The organism is Citrobacter sp. MNAZ 1397, assembly GCF_023613995.1.
GTDB classification, from domain to species: Bacteria; Pseudomonadota; Gammaproteobacteria; order Enterobacterales; family Enterobacteriaceae; genus Phytobacter; species Phytobacter ursingii.
Genome location: NZ_JAKIVH010000001.1, coordinates 2,577,030 through 2,592,821, shown reverse-complemented (window position 1 = coordinate 2,592,821; position 15,792 = coordinate 2,577,030). Strand labels below are relative to the sequence as shown.

General features: G+C 53.2%; 15 protein-coding genes. 2 read left to right on the top strand and 13 right to left on the bottom strand.

Features of this window, described 5'->3' with window-relative positions:
* Positions 1-59 precede the first annotated feature (59 nt).
* Positions 60-1,151, top strand: coding sequence for a threonine-phosphate decarboxylase CobD (gene cobD, locus L2097_RS12175; RefSeq protein WP_250352891.1), 1,092 nt, complete (start codon positions 60-62; stop codon positions 1,149-1,151).
* On the opposite strand, the gene nadD is transcribed toward cobD, so the two are convergent.
* The 4 genes from nadD to leuS are packed head-to-tail and all read right to left on the bottom strand — an operon-like array spanning position 1,126 to position 5,945.
* Positions 1,126-1,767 carry a nicotinate-nucleotide adenylyltransferase gene (gene nadD, locus L2097_RS12170; RefSeq protein WP_250353164.1) on the bottom strand — a complete coding sequence of 214 codons (642 nt, stop codon included), beginning with the start codon at positions 1,765-1,767 and terminating at the stop codon, positions 1,126-1,128. The two genes, cobD and nadD, sit on opposite strands and share 26 nt — an antisense overlap.
* A gap of 1 nt (position 1,768) precedes the next feature.
* Positions 1,769-2,800, bottom strand: coding sequence for a DNA polymerase III subunit delta (holA, locus tag L2097_RS12165; RefSeq protein WP_047371281.1), 1,032 nt, complete (start codon positions 2,798-2,800; stop codon positions 1,769-1,771).
* A complete protein-coding gene (gene lptE / locus L2097_RS12160) occupies positions 2,800-3,348 on the bottom strand; it encodes an LPS assembly lipoprotein LptE (RefSeq protein WP_085006238.1) in 549 nt (182 codons plus the stop codon). The genes holA and lptE overlap by 1 nt, the downstream gene beginning before the upstream one ends.
* Positions 3,349-3,362: 14 nt before the next feature.
* Positions 3,363-5,945: a leucine--tRNA ligase gene (leuS, locus tag L2097_RS12155; protein WP_229222026.1), complete on the bottom strand. Its 2,583-nt coding sequence runs from the start codon at positions 5,943-5,945 to the stop codon at positions 3,363-3,365.
* A 227-nt stretch (positions 5,946-6,172) separates the two neighbouring features.
* On the opposite strand from leuS, the gene L2097_RS12150 reads away from it, so the two are divergent.
* Positions 6,173-6,655 (top strand): zinc ribbon-containing protein, encoded by a 483-nt coding sequence (locus L2097_RS12150; RefSeq protein ID WP_250352890.1) that lies wholly within the window; start codon positions 6,173-6,175, stop codon positions 6,653-6,655.
* An 81-nt stretch (positions 6,656-6,736) separates the two neighbouring features.
* Here L2097_RS12150 and rihA read toward each other — a convergent pair whose 3' ends face one another.
* The 9 genes from rihA to L2097_RS12105 all read right to left on the bottom strand — a co-directional run bounded on the left by rihA (position 6,737) and on the right by L2097_RS12105 (position 15,552).
* Complete coding sequence (rihA, locus tag L2097_RS12145; protein ID WP_250352889.1) at positions 6,737-7,672, bottom strand: pyrimidine-specific ribonucleoside hydrolase RihA; 936 nt, start codon at positions 7,670-7,672, stop codon at positions 6,737-6,739.
* A gap of 118 nt (positions 7,673-7,790) precedes the next feature.
* Positions 7,791-8,516 carry an amino acid ABC transporter ATP-binding protein gene (locus L2097_RS12140; RefSeq protein ID WP_047371276.1) on the bottom strand — a complete coding sequence of 242 codons (726 nt, stop codon included), beginning with the start codon at positions 8,514-8,516 and terminating at the stop codon, positions 7,791-7,793.
* Entirely contained in the window at positions 8,516-9,190 is a 675-nt protein-coding gene (gene gltK / locus L2097_RS12135; RefSeq protein WP_047371275.1) for a glutamate/aspartate ABC transporter permease GltK, read from the bottom strand. Before gltK ends, L2097_RS12140 begins: the two co-directional genes overlap by 1 nt.
* On the bottom strand, positions 9,190-9,930 hold the full coding sequence (locus L2097_RS12130) for an amino acid ABC transporter permease (protein ID WP_047371274.1): 741 nt from the start codon (positions 9,928-9,930) through the stop codon (positions 9,190-9,192). Before L2097_RS12130 ends, gltK begins: the two co-directional genes overlap by 1 nt.
* Before the next feature lie 285 nt (positions 9,931-10,215).
* The gene (locus L2097_RS12125; RefSeq protein ID WP_047371273.1) at positions 10,216-11,154 is read right to left on the bottom strand and encodes an amino acid ABC transporter substrate-binding protein; all 939 of its coding nucleotides are present in this window, start codon (positions 11,152-11,154) and stop codon (positions 10,216-10,218) included.
* 362 nt (positions 11,155-11,516) lie between these two features.
* Positions 11,517-13,058, bottom strand: a complete 1,542-nt coding sequence (gene lnt, locus L2097_RS12120) for an apolipoprotein N-acyltransferase (RefSeq protein WP_250352888.1) — start codon at positions 13,056-13,058, stop codon at positions 11,517-11,519.
* 5 nt (positions 13,059-13,063) lie between these two features.
* Complete coding sequence (gene corC, locus L2097_RS12115; RefSeq protein WP_250352887.1) at positions 13,064-13,939, bottom strand: CNNM family magnesium/cobalt transport protein CorC; 876 nt, start codon at positions 13,937-13,939, stop codon at positions 13,064-13,066.
* 102 nt (positions 13,940-14,041) lie between these two features.
* Positions 14,042-14,509 (bottom strand): rRNA maturation RNase YbeY, encoded by a 468-nt coding sequence (gene ybeY, locus L2097_RS12110; RefSeq protein ID WP_047371270.1) that lies wholly within the window; start codon positions 14,507-14,509, stop codon positions 14,042-14,044.
* Positions 14,506-15,552, bottom strand: coding sequence for a PhoH family protein (locus L2097_RS12105; RefSeq protein ID WP_047371269.1), 1,047 nt, complete (start codon positions 15,550-15,552; stop codon positions 14,506-14,508). Before L2097_RS12105 ends, ybeY begins: the two co-directional genes overlap by 4 nt.
* Positions 15,553-15,792 lie beyond the last annotated feature (240 nt).

The following is a 15,792-nucleotide window of genomic DNA, read 5'->3' as shown; positions in this document are numbered from 1 at the left end:
TTACGCCCTTATTCCTGGTGGATTTTCGATTAAAATAGCGTTTTTGCCCGGAGCAGAAGATGGCTTTATTTCACAGCGCGCACGGCGGCAATATCCGTGAGGCCGCTGCTATGGTGGGGGTTTCAGCCGAGGATTTGTTGGATTTCAGTGCGAATATCAACCCGGCAGGAATGCCAGCGTCATTGAAACAGGTGCTACTGAATAACGTTGCAGTGGCTGAGCGTTACCCGGATCCCGATTACCAGCAATTACATCAGGCACTTGCCGCGCATCATCAGGTTCCCGCCGACTGGATCCTCGCGGGCAACGGTGAAACCGAATCGATATTTACACTGGTAAAAGGTCTTTTGCCGCGCCGGGTGATGCTCGTCACCCCCGGGTTTGCCGAATATCGTCGCGCCTTGCAGCTTTCAGGGTGCGATATTGTCGATTATGCGTTGCGTGAAGAAGATGGCTGGCAGATAACGGAGGCCATTCTTGATGCGCTTACGGGCGGTGTTGACTGCCTGTTCCTCTGTACGCCCAACAATCCCACGGGCCTGTTGCCGGATGCTTCACTGATGTATGACATTGCCGCGCGCTGCAGGCAGCTCGGTATTACTCTGGTGCTGGATGAAGCCTTTATGGATTTCCTGAGCGATCGCGAGGGATTTATCCCCCATCTCGCTGAAAACCGGCATATTTGGGTGCTGCGTTCCCTGACCAAATTTTATGCTATTCCGGGGTTGCGGCTGGGATATTTGCTCAGCAGTAACACCCATGCTGTCGCTCGTATGCGCGAGCAGCAGATGCCCTGGTCTATTAATGCCTTTGCGGCACTGGCGGGGGAGGTGGTCTTAAACGATAGCGCGTATCAAAAAGAAACCTGGGAATGGCTCAACAGGGAACGTCCGCGTTTGCGCCAGGCCCTGGAAAATATGCCAGGGCTGTCCGTCTGGCCGGGGGTGGCGAACTATCTGTTCCTGCGCTGTGATACGGGCATTGACCTGCAGCAGGCACTGCTCCAACAGCACATTTTGATTCGTAGTTGTGCAAATTATCCGGGGCTTGATGCGCGCTACTACCGTGTTGCGGTGCGTAGCGCGTCAGAAAACGATCGGTTGATTGCGGCGCTGGATGATGTGCTCAGCGATAGAGGCCGTGCTGATTAATATAATTGAGCACCGAGGCGGGAAGCAGGTCATCGCAATTCTCGCCTTTTTCCAGCCTTTCACGGATGAGCGTGGCGGAAATGTTGAACCACGGCGTTTCCGCTAAATAAATTTTCCCGGCAGGAAGAGTATGTAAATCATCTGCGTTATGTGTCAGATGGTCTTCCAGCCACTGCTGATCGGCCTCATTTTCCATGGCTAACGGGTAGCCAGGACGGCGGCAGACAATTAAATGGCTGTTGTTCAGAATGGTTTCATAGTGGTGCCATGTCGGAAATGTCAGCAGCGAATCCTGACCAATAATGAAGGCCAGCGAGCGCGTTGGCCCTTGCTCTTCTCGCCATGCATGCAAGGTTTGCGCCGTGTACGAAGGGCTTTCACGCCGCAGTTCGCGCTCATCAAGGGTAAAAAGCGGTTTGTCGTTGATAGCCAGTTCCACCATGGCTTTACGCTGTTCACTCGTCGCCTCAGGCTGTGGGCGATGGGGAGGCACGTTATTGGGCATGATAATGACGCGTGACAGCCCAATCTGGTTTGCCAGCGCTTCGACCGGCTTCAGGTGCCCGTAGTGAACAGGATCAAAAGTACCGCCAAAAAGTGCCTGCAACTGATTCATATCAACCATCAATAAAAACGTCTGCCAGTGCCTTATGACAGAGTAGCAGAGAAAGTCCTTCCAGCTCCGCCCACACCGACTGACCAAAATCCTGTTTCACGATTAATTCAATACGCGTAAGCAGATGTACAGCCTGGCGCAATTGCTCATTGCTCAGACGCTGTAGCGCTTCACCGATAATGCCGCGCCGATTTTGCCAGACCCGATGTTTATCAAACAGCGAACGCAGCGGCGTATGGGCAGACTGTCGTTTTAGCGTCACCAGTAACGTCAACTCACGCTGGAGGGTACGCAGCAGGATAACCGGTTCACTGGCTTCAAGTTTAAGTTGATGCAATATATGAAGCGCGCGCTTACTTTTTCCGGCAAGCAGGGCGTCTACCCAGTGAAAGGGCGTAAAGTGAGCGGCATCGTTAACGGCCTGCTCCACGCGCGGTAGCGTCAATTTACCGTCCGGGAACAGCAGCGCCAGTCTTTCCAGCGCCTGCGAGGCGGCCAGCAAGTTGCCTTCGTAGCAGTAGCAAAGCAGCTGACTGGCGGCGTCATCCAGTTGCAGATTGTTCTGCTTCGCGCGCGCGGCAATCCAGCGAGGTAGATTGGCCTGCTCCGGGGTTTGACAACTGACCGAAACGCTGCGATTAGCCAGAGCAGTATACCAGGCGGCGTTTTCCTGTGCCCGGGTCAGCTTATTTCCACGCACAATCAATATCAGATCGTCATGAAGCAGACTCACCAACAGGGCGAGGCGTTCATTAAGCGCGGCGTTAGGCCCATTTTCCGGCAGCTGTAATGACAGGATCTGACGGCTGGCAAACAGGCTCAGTGCCTGACAGATAGCGTAGATCGCATCCCAGTCCGTGCTGGCATCAATGATGAAAGCGTGATGTTCGGTGAAGTCTTGTGCGAAGGCAGCCTGACGTACGGCGTCATGGCTTTCCTGCAATAAAAGAGGGTCATTCCCCAGCAATAAATACGCCGCGCGCAGCCCTTCATTGAGCTGCGCGCGGAGTTGTTCCGGATACAGCTTGAGCATTAGCTACCCGGTTTCGCTGCGGGACGCGAGGACGACGGGTTTTTCTCGTTATCTGCCGCCTGTACGCTAGGCAGTTTACGGATCAACTGTTCCGCTGCTTTGTCGTACATTTCCTGGAGGATGATGTCCTGTTCGGCATCTTTCGCCAGCGCTGTCTGCGGGTTATCAAAGAACGAGCGATACACCCGGGTATTAATGGGGTAGATATCATGGCCCGGAATCAGCACGGTGGCGTCAACTGTCAGCACTAACTGATACTCAGCAGTACGCCCGTCCTGGAAAATAGACGCGGTATCACGTGCGAGAGACATAGTACCAAGGCGAAGGGAAGGCACATCCTTACGCAATGAGCCTTTCTCCACCAGTTGCACGCCGTTCAGACGCAACTGATTACGTACAGCACGACTAAGAGGACCGTTAGGATCTGCGGAGTCGAAGATCATTGTGTTCATATTGCCTGGCACCTGCGCCGTATTGCGCAAGTGCCAGCCGCATCCGGCGGTGAGAAGCACCGCCAGGGATAACAACCATGTTGCCAGATATCGCACGCTTCCTCCCGCGCTTAGCCAACGACCAGATTAAGCAGTTTACCGGGTACGTAAATCACTTTACGCACGGTAACGCCATCAAGATATTTTGCAACCAGCGGTTCCTGGCCTGCACGCTCACGGACCTGTTCTTCGGTCGCGTCAACGGCAACGGTGATTTTACCGCGCACTTTACCGTTAACCTGCACAACAACCAGCGTGGTGTTTTCGACCATCGCCGCGTCGTCTGCAACCGGCCACGGCGCGTTATCGATATCGCCTTCGCCGCCCAGTTCTTTCCACAGGGTAAAGCTTGCGTGCGGAGTGAACGGATTAAGCATACGGACAACCGCCAGCAGCGCTTCCTGCAGCAGAGCACGATCCTGCTCGCCCGCTGTCGGTGCCTTCGCCAGTTTGTTCATCAATTCCATAATCGCCGCTATCGCAGTATTGAAGGTCTGACGACGACCAATATCATCGGTAACTTTAGCGATAGTTTTATGAACATCACGGCGCAGCGCCTGCTGGTCTTCGCTCAGTGCGTGGGTATCCAGCGCCACAACCGGGCCGAGCGCTTTATGTTCATAAGCCAGTTTCCAGACACGTTTCAGGAAGCGGTTTGCCCCTTCCACGCCGGACTCCTGCCATTCCAGCGTCATATCCGCTGGCGAAGCGAACATCATAAACAGACGCACGGTGTCTGCACCGTAACGTTCCACCATTTCCTGCGGATCGATACCGTTGTTTTTCGACTTAGACATTTTGCTCATGCCGGTATAGACCAGCTCATGGCCTGCCGCGTCTTTTGCCTTAATAATACGGCCTTTCTCGTCGCGCTCAACGATAGCGTCTTTTGGTGAAACCCAGTTACGTTCGCCATTCTCACCGACATAATAGAAGGCATCTGCCAGCACCATACCCTGACACAGCAGCTGTTTTGCCGGTTCGTCAGAGTTCACCATTCCGGCATCGCGCATCAGCTTGTGGAAGAAGCGGAAGTAGAGCAGGTGCATAATGGCGTGTTCGATACCACCGATATAGATGTCAACCGGCAGCCAGTAGTTCGCCGCTTTCGAGTCCAGCATGCCTTCCTGATATTGCGGGCAGGTGTAACGCGCGTAGTACCAGGAGGACTCCATAAAGGTATCAAACGTATCGGTCTCTCTCAGCGCAGGCTGGCCGTTAACGGTGGTTTTTGCCCACTCAGGATCGGCTTTGATCGGGCTGGTGATGCCGTCCATGACCACATCTTCCGGCAGAATCACCGGGATCTGATCTTCTGGTGTTGGGATCACGGTACCGTCTTCCAGCGTCACCATCGGGATCGGTGCGCCCCAGTAACGCTGACGGGAAACGCCCCAGTCGCGCAGGCGGTAGTTCACTTTACGCTCGCCAACGCCCTGAGCCGCCAGTTTGTCGGCAATCGCGTTGAAGCCGTCTTCAAAACTCAGGCCGCTGAATTCGCCAGAGTTAAACAGGGTGCCTTTTTCGGTTAATGCCTGTTCTGACAGATCGGGTTCAGAGCCGTCTGCTGCCAGGATGACCGCTTTGATCGGCAGGTTGTATTTGCTGGCAAATTCATAGTCGCGTTGGTCATGACCCGGAACGGCCATTACGGCACCTGTGCCGTATTCCATCAGTACAAAGTTTGCCGCCCAGACTGGAATTTCTTCGCCAGTTAATGGGTGAACCGCTTTAAAGCCGGTATCGACGCCTTTTTTCTCCATGGTCGCCATATCTGCTTCGGCCACTTTGGTACTACGGCATTCATCGATAAAGGCTGCAAGTTCAGAATTGGTTGCCGCCGCTTTCTGCGCCAGCGGGTGACCGGCAGCTACCGCCAGGTAAGTGGCACCCATAAAGGTGTCCGGGCGGGTGGTGTAAACAGTCAGCGTTTTGTCATAACCGTTTACGTTGAAAGTGATTTCAACGCCTTCAGAACGGCCAATCCAGTTGCGCTGCATGGTTTTCACCGTGTCAGGCCACTGATCCATATGATCCAGGTCGTTGAGCAATTCTTCGGCATAGGCGGTGATTTTGATAAACCACTGCGGGATCTCTTTACGCTCAACCTTGGTGTCGCAGCGCCAGCAGCAGCCATCAATAACCTGCTCATTCGCGAGAACGGTCTGATCATTCGGGCACCAGTTCACTGCAGAGGTTTTCTTATACACCAGGCCTTTTTTATACAGTTCAGTGAAGAACTTCTGTTCCCAGCGGTAATATTCCGGGGTGCAGGTCGCCAGCTCGCGGCTCCAGTCATAGCCGAAGCCCAGCATTTTGAGCTGGTTTTTCATGTAGGCGATGTTGTCGTACGTCCACGGCGCCGGGGCCGTGTTGTTCTTCACCGCCGCACCTTCTGCCGGCAGACCGAACGCATCCCAGCCAATCGGCTGCAGTACATTCTTACCGAGCATTCGCTGATAACGGGAAATGACATCACCGATGGTGTAGTTACGCACATGGCCCATGTGTAGTCGGCCAGAAGGATAGGGAAGCATCGACAGGCAGTAATATTTTTCTTTGCTCTCGTCTTCAGTTACTTCGAAGGTACGCTTCTCTTCCCAGTGAAGCTGGACGTTGGATTCTATCTCTTCCGGGCGGTATTGCTCTTGCATGGCAGCCAGTGGTCCTGTATTTGCGATACAGCTACAAATGTAGCGTTTTACGTGGTTTTTCAGATCCGCATAGCATAGCCCAAACGACTTCGTCACAACAGCCTTTCGCACATTTAGCCTGCGAAAAGCCCCCGACGAGAATTTACGAACTCTGTGGGGTAATTGACAAAGTCAGCGGGAAATAACGTCTATTATTAGAACAGGTTAACTGCCCGGGAGAGGAAACAATGAACAAGGTTGCTCAATATTATCGCGAACTGGTTGCGTCATTGACCGAGCGGCTACGTAATGGCGAAAGGGATATCGACGCACTGGTAGCCCAGGCACGTCAACGCGTAAGCCAGACCGGGGAGCTAACGCGTACTGAAATCGAAGAGCTCACGCGTGCGGTACGCCGCGATCTGGAAGAGTTCGCTCGTAGTTATGAAGAAAGCCATGACGATGTCACCGACAGCGTATTTATGCGAGTTATCAAAGAGAGTTTATGGCAGGAACTGGCGGATATCACCGATAAAACGCAGCTGGAGTGGCGTGAGGTATTTCAGGATCTTAATCATCACGGAATTTACCACAGTGGCGAAGTGGTGGGGCTTGGTAACCTGGTGTGTGAGAAATGTCACTTTCATCTGGCGATTTATACGCCGGAGGTGCTGCCGCTGTGTCCGAAATGCGGTCATGACCAGTTCCAGCGTAGACCGTTTGAGCCGTAATTGGCATTCCCGGCGGCGCTTCGCTTGGCCGGGCTACCTGTCGCTTGTAGCCCGGCCAAGCGAAGCGCCGCCGGGGTTGACTCAGTGATAAAACGCTAACCGTTCCGCCAACAGGTCCACAAACGCCTCACGATCAACATCGACCATGACGGTGGCATTCGGTTTATTTCCCGTCAGGAAATAGTAATCGACCACCGTCATTCCCTGGGTATATTTGCCCTGCGTTTCCACCCCCACCCAGCGTTCCACGGTGGAGAAAAGGTCCGGTTTCAGCAGCCAGGCGATAGTACATGGGTCGTGCAACGGCGCGCCGACAAACCCCCATTTTTCCTGCTTATGGTACTCCATAAAGAAGTCGAGCAGCTCGGCAACGATAGTGGAAATAGGGTTGCCGATAGCACGGAAGCGTTCGATGTCCTGCACATGAATTTGCGCGCGATGGGTGACATCCAGCCCCGCCATTACCACCGGAATACCCGACTGGAAGACAATTTCGGCGGCTTCCGGGTCGACGTAGATATTAAATTCCGCCGCTGGCGTCCAGTTTCCGAGGGACATCGCACCACCCATAATCACAATACGGTTGATTTTGCTGTGCAATTCCGGGTGGCTGTTTAGCAGCAGGGCTACGTTAGTTTGTGGGCCGGTCGACACGATAGTGAGCGGAACAGGACTTTCACGCAGTACCTTTGCCATCAGTTCCACGGCGGTGCATACCTGTGGCGCAAAAGCGGGTTCTGGCAGCGCAGGGCCGTCCAGACCACTTTCCCCATGCACGTTATCGGCGATGATAAGCTCGCGCATCAGAGGTTTGACGGCGCCGCCCGCCACCGGGATATCACTACGCTTGAGCAGAGTAAGCATACGCAGCACATTATGCAGAGTTTTTTCCGGTGTCTGGTTACCCGCTGATGAGGTGATGGCTTTTACATCGAGTTCGGGCGAGGCGAGGGCAAGAACAATTGCGATTGCGTCATCATGACCCGGATCGCAATCAAGAATGATGGGCTGAACCATAGTAACTCCTTGTTAGCATTACTGTGCGGCAAGGTTAAAACGTTGCTGTAAATCAGACGAGAAGTGAAACCACAAAGCGTGATGAGACGCGCATTCTGAGGAATGCGCGTCGGATTGATTAATGCAGGATTTTGGCGAGGAAGTCTTTTGCACGTTCAGATTTTGGATTGGCGAAAAACTCTTCTTTCGCCGAATCTTCCACGATTTTCCCTTCATCCATAAAGATAACCCGGTGCGCCACTTTACGAGCAAAGCCCATCTCGTGGGTGACCACCATCATGGTCATACCCTCGTTAGCCAGCTCAACCATAACGTCCAGCACCTCGTTAATCATTTCCGGGTCAAGGGCAGATGTCGGTTCATCAAACAGCATGGCAACCGGATCCATACACAGCGCGCGGGCAATCGCCACACGTTGCTGCTGGCCACCGGAAAGCTGTGCCGGAAATTTATTGGCATGGGCAGATAAGCCAACGCGATCCAGCAGTTTGAGCCCTTTCTCGCGCGCAGCGGTTTTATCGCGATTCAGCACTTTGATCTGCGCCAGCGTCAGGTTCTCAATAATCGACAGATGCGGGAACAGTTCGAAATGCTGGAACACCATCCCGACATGAGAACGCAGCCTGGCCAGATTGGTCTTTTTATCGTTAACGGTGGTGCCGTTGACAATAATTTCCCCTTTCTGCACTGGCTCAAGGCCGTTCACCGTTTTGATCAGGGTTGATTTGCCTGAACCCGATGGACCACATACGACCACCACCTCGCCTTTTTTCACTTCCGTGGAGCAGTCGGTCAGCACCTGAAAGTGACCATACCATTTAGAAACATTTTTCAGGGTAATCATTAAACTGTCCTTTTCTTCAAATAGCTGACCAACAACGATGCACTCAAGCTAATAGCAAAATAGACGGCGCCGGCAAACAGGATCATCTCAACTTGTGTCCCGTCACGTTCGCCAATAGTGGAAGCGGTGCGGAAGAAGTCCGCGAGGCTCAATACATAGACCAGTGAGGTATCCTGGAACAGGACAATCCCCTGGGTCAGGAGCAGCGGTACCATCGCCCGGAACGCCTGCGGCAGAATGATCAACTTCATCGATTGCCAGTGGGTCATCCCCAGCGCCAGCGCCGCGCTTGACTGCCCGCGAGAAATACTCTGAATACCGGCACGGATGATCTCAGAATAGTAGGCAGCCTCGAACATAGAAAACGCCACCATTGCCGATATCAGGCGAATATCCGATTTGGGCGACAGGCCCAGCACGTTTTGCAGCAGTCCAGGCACAATCAAATAGAACCACAGCAGCACCATAACCAGGGGGATGGAACGGAATACGTTCACATAGGCCTTCGCAAACCAGGCAATGGGGGCAAAGCTGGACAAGCGCATTACCGCCAACAGCGTCCCCCAGACAATCCCGACAATAATGGCCGTCACGGTAATCTTTACTGTAATAACCAGCCCTGCCAGCAGATAAGGAAGGGAAGGGATGATTGAACTCCAGTCAAACTCGTACATTATTTGCCCCCCATATTGCCCGGCAGGCGAATTTTGCGTTCTACCAGATTCATCACCAACATAATGAAGGTGTTAATTAATACATACGCGACGGTAATGGCGGTAAACGACTCCCAGGCGTGTGCCGAGTAGTCCAGTAGCTTACCGGCCTGCGCCGCCATATCCACCAGCCCGATAGTGGACGCGATGGCGGAGTTTTTTACGAGGTTCATCATCTCCGAGGTCATCGGCGGGACAATGACGCGATACGCATTCGGCAACAGGACATAGCGGTATGTTTGCGGCAGCGTCAGCCCCATGGCCAGCCCCGCGTTTTTCTGCCCACGAGGTAACGACTGAATCGCCGCACGAACCTGCTCGCAGACGCGTGCCGCAGTGAACAGGCCAAGGCAGACCATCGAAGAGACAAAGAATTGGATGTTGGGATCCAGTTCGGATTTGAACCACATGCCGATGTTTTCCGGCAGCAGTTCCGGTACCACCAGATACCAGGTAAAGAATTGCACGATCAGCGGGACGTTACGGAACAGCTCTACGTAGCACGTGCCGATACCGGACAGGATACGATTGGGAACGGTTCGCAGAATACCAAACAGGGAGCCAACCAGGAAAGCGATGATCCAGGCAGTGATCGACAGCGCGATTGTGACCTGAAAACCACTCCACAGCCAGCCAAGATAGGTTGTGTTGCCGAACGGGGCTTGTTGCAGGAAAATTCCCCAGTTCCAGTCTATGGACATAAATCTACTCCAGAAAAAAAAGGGTAGCAGCGCTACCCTCGAAGATTGTGCGAAGAGCTTGTGTTCGCGTCGAATGGGGAACGACCATTCAACGTATAGTCTGTCCGTGCTGCTTCAACAATCGAGAGGGCTGGATATCCCGCCCCTGACTACACTTCATCCACGATGTCGCTTTGCGCTGGCTGCTTTGACGTATCCCCGACCCTGATATGTTGGCGCCTTTGGGGATCCGCTTAGTCGCAGCCTGGATACAACATTAATGGATGCGTGTATTATTTTTGTTAATTAGTTCAGCGCCTTATCATTCGGTTCTTTGAACAGTGCTTTCATTTCGTCAGAGAGCGCGAAATTGAGGTTCAGGTTTTTCGGCGGAATCGGGTTTTTGAACCATTTATCAAACCATTTCTCCGCTTGGCCGGAGGTTTGCGCCTGAGCGATGGTGTCATCCATCAGCTTTTTGAACTCTGTATCGCCCTTACGCAGCATGCAGCCGTAAGCTTCCTGTGATTGCGGTTTGCCCACGATATCCCAGTTATCTGCTTTCTTCGCTTTCGCACGTTCACCCGCAAGCAGAGCGTCATCCATCATAAAGGCCACTGCCCGACCACTTTCCAGGGTACGGAAAGAGTCACCATGGTCTTTAGCGCTGATGATGCGCATGTCCATTTTCTGTTCGTCATTCAGCTTGTGCAGCAGGATCTCAGAGGTGGTACCGGAGGTCACCACCACCGCTTTGCCTTTCAGATCCGGGAAATCTTTAATATCGCCGCCTTTTTTGACCAGCAGACGTGTACCGACCACAAAGATAGTGTCAGAGAAAGCAGCCTGTTTCTGACGTTCCAGGTTGTTGGTGGTCGAACCGCATTCGAAATCGAAGGTGCCGTTTTGCAGCAGCGGAATACGGTTTTGTGAGGTAATGGGGATCAGTTTGACTTGCAGGTCAGGCTTATTGAGTTTTTTCTTCACCGCTTCAACGATAGCGTTGGAGTAGTCCTGAGAGTAACCCACAACTTTTTGTTCGTTGTCGTAATAGGAGAACGGTACGGAAGATTCACGGTGTCCGACCACGATCACGCCGTTTTTGGCAATTTTTTCCAGCGTGGGCTGTTGCGCTTCTGCCGGGGCTGCTGCCGCGTCGGCAGGTTTAGCCTCATCAGCGGCATGCGCCAGACCCGCAGACATTCCCATAACCAGCATTGCTGTGGCCAGTTTACGTAATTGCATATCCAACTCCTTTATCGTCGCGCCAGAGACGCATTGATACCCATTGTGAGTGTTGTGTTTGTTATATCCTGCTGCAAATGCGTGCAGTGTTGTATGCGTTTGTTAGCATTTAGTTTGGCTTAATGTAAAGATTTTGCTGCTGTATTGTTTGTTTTTGCGAAGTATACCGCACCGTTTGAAGGCAAAAATCTCCCATTGCACCACTTTGGTGCTGTATGCGATCCGTCATAGTGCGCGTTATTCACACATCGGGGAAAATCGCCGTTACTTAGGTTTATTTTGCAATTGATGTGCCAGAAATGGCATTTGAGGGAAAGTTGGCAAAAGCGCCCTCTCTGGTCAGAAAGAGGGCGCAAAAGGCGTCATGACGTGCGGCGTTGCCTTAGGCTCATGATCAGCGCGCCAAAACCGAGCAGCGCGGTCAGAACCCACAGAGGCCAGTTACCCATGCGGGCATAAGGCGTCAGACCTGAGGTTGGGGTGACGTTAGCGGTCAGGACCTGCCGGGTGAACTGCGGTAACATCGCCTGGATCTCGCCGGTTGGCCCAATCACCGCCGTAATGCCGTTATTAGTGCTACGCAGCAACGGGCGCGCCAGTTCCAGCGAGCGCATCCGCGCCATCTGGAAGTGTTGCCATGGGCCGATTGATTTGCCAAACCAGGCATCATTCGAGATGGTCAGCAGGAAATCAGTATCCGGACGGAAGTTATCACGCACCTGCTCGCCGAGGATGATTTCGTAACAGATAGCCGGCGTCAGTTTGTAACCGTGCGCAGACAGCGGAGGCTGAATGTATGATCCGCGACTGAATGAAGACATCGGCAGGTCAAAGAACGGCGCCAGCGGACGCAGGATAGATTCCAGCGGGACAAACTCACCAAAGGGCACCAGGTGATTTTTGTTATAGCGATCGGCGGAGCTATAGCTGTATGCGCTGTCTTTGCCCAGCGTGATGATAGTGTTGTAGGTGTCGTAACGGTTTTGCTGGTTGAGACGGGCATCCACAATCCCGGTGATAAGCGTACTGTCATTCTTGCGCATCAAATCATCCATCATGCCCAGGAAAGGCTGCTGGTTGATTTCGAGATCGGAAATGGCAGATTCTGGCCAGATGATGAGCTGTGATTTACCCAACGCCGGCTGGCTGGCATTGAGGTAGATTTTCAGCGTATCGAGTAACTGACCTTCATCCCACTTGAGCGCTTGCGGAATATTGCCTTGTACCAGAGATACCTGTGTCGTTCTTTCCGGCAGCAGCTGATACCACTGGATATAGCGCAGCGGGAAGGGCAGAGCAAAGAGCACCAGCGCCACGATGAAAGGACGCCAGCAGCGTTTCACCGCCGCCAGGACCAGCAAACCGCTTACCGACATCAACAGGAAGGTAATGGCATCAACGCCTAATACTGGCGCAAGACCTTTCAGTGGCCCGTCAATCTGGCTGTAACCAAACTGCAGCCATGGGAAGCCCGTCAGTACCCAGCCGCGCAAAAACTCACTCAGTTGCCAGATAACCGGTGCCGCTACCGCCACGCGCAGCCAGGTCGTTTTGGGCCACAACCGCGAAAGCACGCCGGCGAACAGCCCGGTATAGAGCGAAAGGTAGGCGGCAAGCAGAACCACAAGGAACACATTGACCGGGCCGGGCATTCCACCGAATTGTGCGATGCTGACATAGACCCAGTGAATGCCGGAACCAAACAGGCCGAGTCCCCAGAAGTAACCTACCAAGGCGGCTTGCACCGGACGCCGGTTAAGCGTGAGCGCTTGCAGCCCCATAAGGGAGATAATCGCGGCAGGCCAGATATCGTAAGGAGAAAAAGCCAGCGTTCCGCTGGCTCCGAAGAGTAGCGCCAGCAGCAGACGTACGCGCTGGCGTTCAAGCAGTGGAGCAAATGCCATTTACATTACTCATCCAATTTCGGAACGGGGGAATCGTCCGGCATTCTTACATGAACCTGAATAATACGTCGACTGTCCGCCATGGCGACTTTAAATTGGTAACCATCAATATCAATGGATTCCCCACGCGCAGGCAGGTGCCCGAAGGCCTGCATAACCAGCCCGCCGATCGTATCGACTTCATCATCGCTAAAGTGAGTGCCGAAGGTTTCGTTGAAATCTTCGATAGACGCAAGGGCGCGTACGGTCCAGGTATGACGGCTGAGCTGGCGGAAATCGATATCTTCTTCGTCGTCATATTCGTCTTCGATTTCGCCGACGATAAGTTCGAGAATATCTTCGATAGTGACAAGGCCCGACACGCCGCCGAACTCGTCAATCACGATAGCCATGTGGTAACGCTGGGAGCGAAACTCTTTGAGCATCCGGTCAACCCGTTTGCTTTCCGGAACCACTACGGCCTGGCGTAGCACTTTTTCCATACTGAAGGCTTCGGCATCGCTGCGCATAAACGGCAGCAAGTCTTTGGCCATCAAAATCCCTTCAATGTGATCCTTATCTTCGCTGATTACCGGAAAACGCGAGTGTGCAGACTCAATGATAACGTCAAGACATTCATCAAGGCTTTGGTTGCGTTTCAGGGTAATCATTTGCGAGCGGGGGATCATAATATCGCGAACGCGCTGGTCGGCGATGTCCATTACCCCTTCGAGCATTTCGCGCGTATCCTGATCGATAAGCTCGTTCTGCCCGGAATCACGGATCAGCTCCAGTAACTCATCACGGTTTTTGGGTTCGCCGTGAAAAAGTTGGCTGAGTAAAAGGGAGAAGAATCCCTTCTTGTTGGTAATATCGCTACTGTGTGAATGGTCGTCGCTCATGGCGTCGTATGGGTTCTCATGTTAGTGGTTCTGTCGCCAGGACGCGCAAACTCAGCGCCCGGCAGCATTTTCTGTCAGCACGGCAATAGGTTGCCGCACAGACTACTCCTTCTCGGAAATGTACGGATCCTCATACCCCAGAGCAAGCATTATCTCTGTTTCGAGCCCTTCCATTTCTTCGGCTTCGTCATCTTCAATGTGGTCGTAGCCCAGCAGATGCAGGCTACCGTGTATCACCATATGCGCCCAGTGCGCATCAAGCGGTTTGCCCTGTTCATTGGCTTCCTGCTCAACCACCTGGCGGCAAATGATCAGATCGCCCAGCAGCGGCATTTCGATCCCTGGCGGCGCTTCAAACGGGAAAGAGAGCACATTTGTCGGCTTGTCTTTCCCGCGGTAAGTCAGGTTTAACTCATGACTTTCCGCCTCATCCACCAGACGGATAGTCACTTCCGCTTCTTCCTGGAATTGCGGAATGACCGCGTCCAGCCAGCGCTGAAACTGGGCTTCTTCCGGCAAGCCGCCGTTCTCTTCACATGCCAGCTGTAAATCTAGGATCACCTGACTCATTTTTGCTCCTGCTCCTGAGCTTCGCGTTTACGCTCGGCCGCCTGTTCCGCCCGGCGTTTTTGATCGGCCTCTTCCCAGGCTTCGTAAGCATTCACGATGCGTGCGACAACAGGATGACGGACAACGTCTTCGCTATGGAAAAAGTTAAAACTGATTTCTTCAACTTCCGCCAGTACTTCAATGGCGTGGCGAAGGCCCGACTTAACATTACGTGGCAGGTCAATCTGCGTCACGTCGCCGGTGATAACCGCTTTGGAATTAAAACCAATACGAGTCAGAAACATCTTCATCTGTTCGATGGTGGTGTTCTGGCTCTCATCAAGAATGATAAACGCGTCATTTAAGGTGCGACCACGCATATAGGCCAACGGCGCAACTTCAATGACATTACGCTCAATCAGCTTCTCAACTTTTTCAAAGCCGAGCATCTCGAACAGCGCGTCGTAAAGCGGCCGCAAGTAGGGATCCACTTTCTGGCTTAAATCACCCGGGAGGAAGCCCAGTTTTTCCCCGGCTTCTACGGCAGGGCGGGTCAGCAGAATACGGCGAACATCCTGACGCTCCAGCGCATCCACCGCCGCCGCAACCGCCAGATACGTTTTACCTGTACCCGCAGGACCCACGCCAAAGGTGATGTCATGATCCAGAATATTGGCGATGTACTGCGCCTGGTTTGGCGTACGCGGTTTGATCACGCCGCGTTTGGTTTTGATATTGACCGCTTTTCCATACTCCGGCACGCTCTCCGCGCTTTGCTCAAGCACGCGGGCTTCTTTAATCGCCAGATGGATTTGTTCCGGTTCGATATCCTGAGTTTGCCCGCGCATGGGGGCTGTATCGACATAAAGGCTGAGCAGAATGTCTGCCGCAGCATTCACACAGATGGTACGTCCGGTGAGTTTGAAGTGATTATCGCGACGGTTAATCTCGATGCCCAGTCGCCGTTCTAACTGTTTGATATTGTCATCAAACGGTCCACACAGGCTAAGCAGGCGAGCATTGTCTGCGGGGGTCAGGGTTACTTCACGGGTATCTATGTTCAAACTGTTCCTCTTATTCAGATAGTGCCGAATGGAGCCTGGCTAATCCAGCCTGTGGCCGTCAGCCATACAGAGAATTATTCACGCCATAGAATAAAGGCGCAAGCATTGCGATGGATATGAGGGCAGGAAGGGGAAATGCAAGACCAGACCGGTCAGACTTCACGCTGCAGATCCCTGCTTTTGCGCACGCCCCGGTCGCATCGTCATCTATGCGACCGGGTACTTGCTTGCTGTCATTCT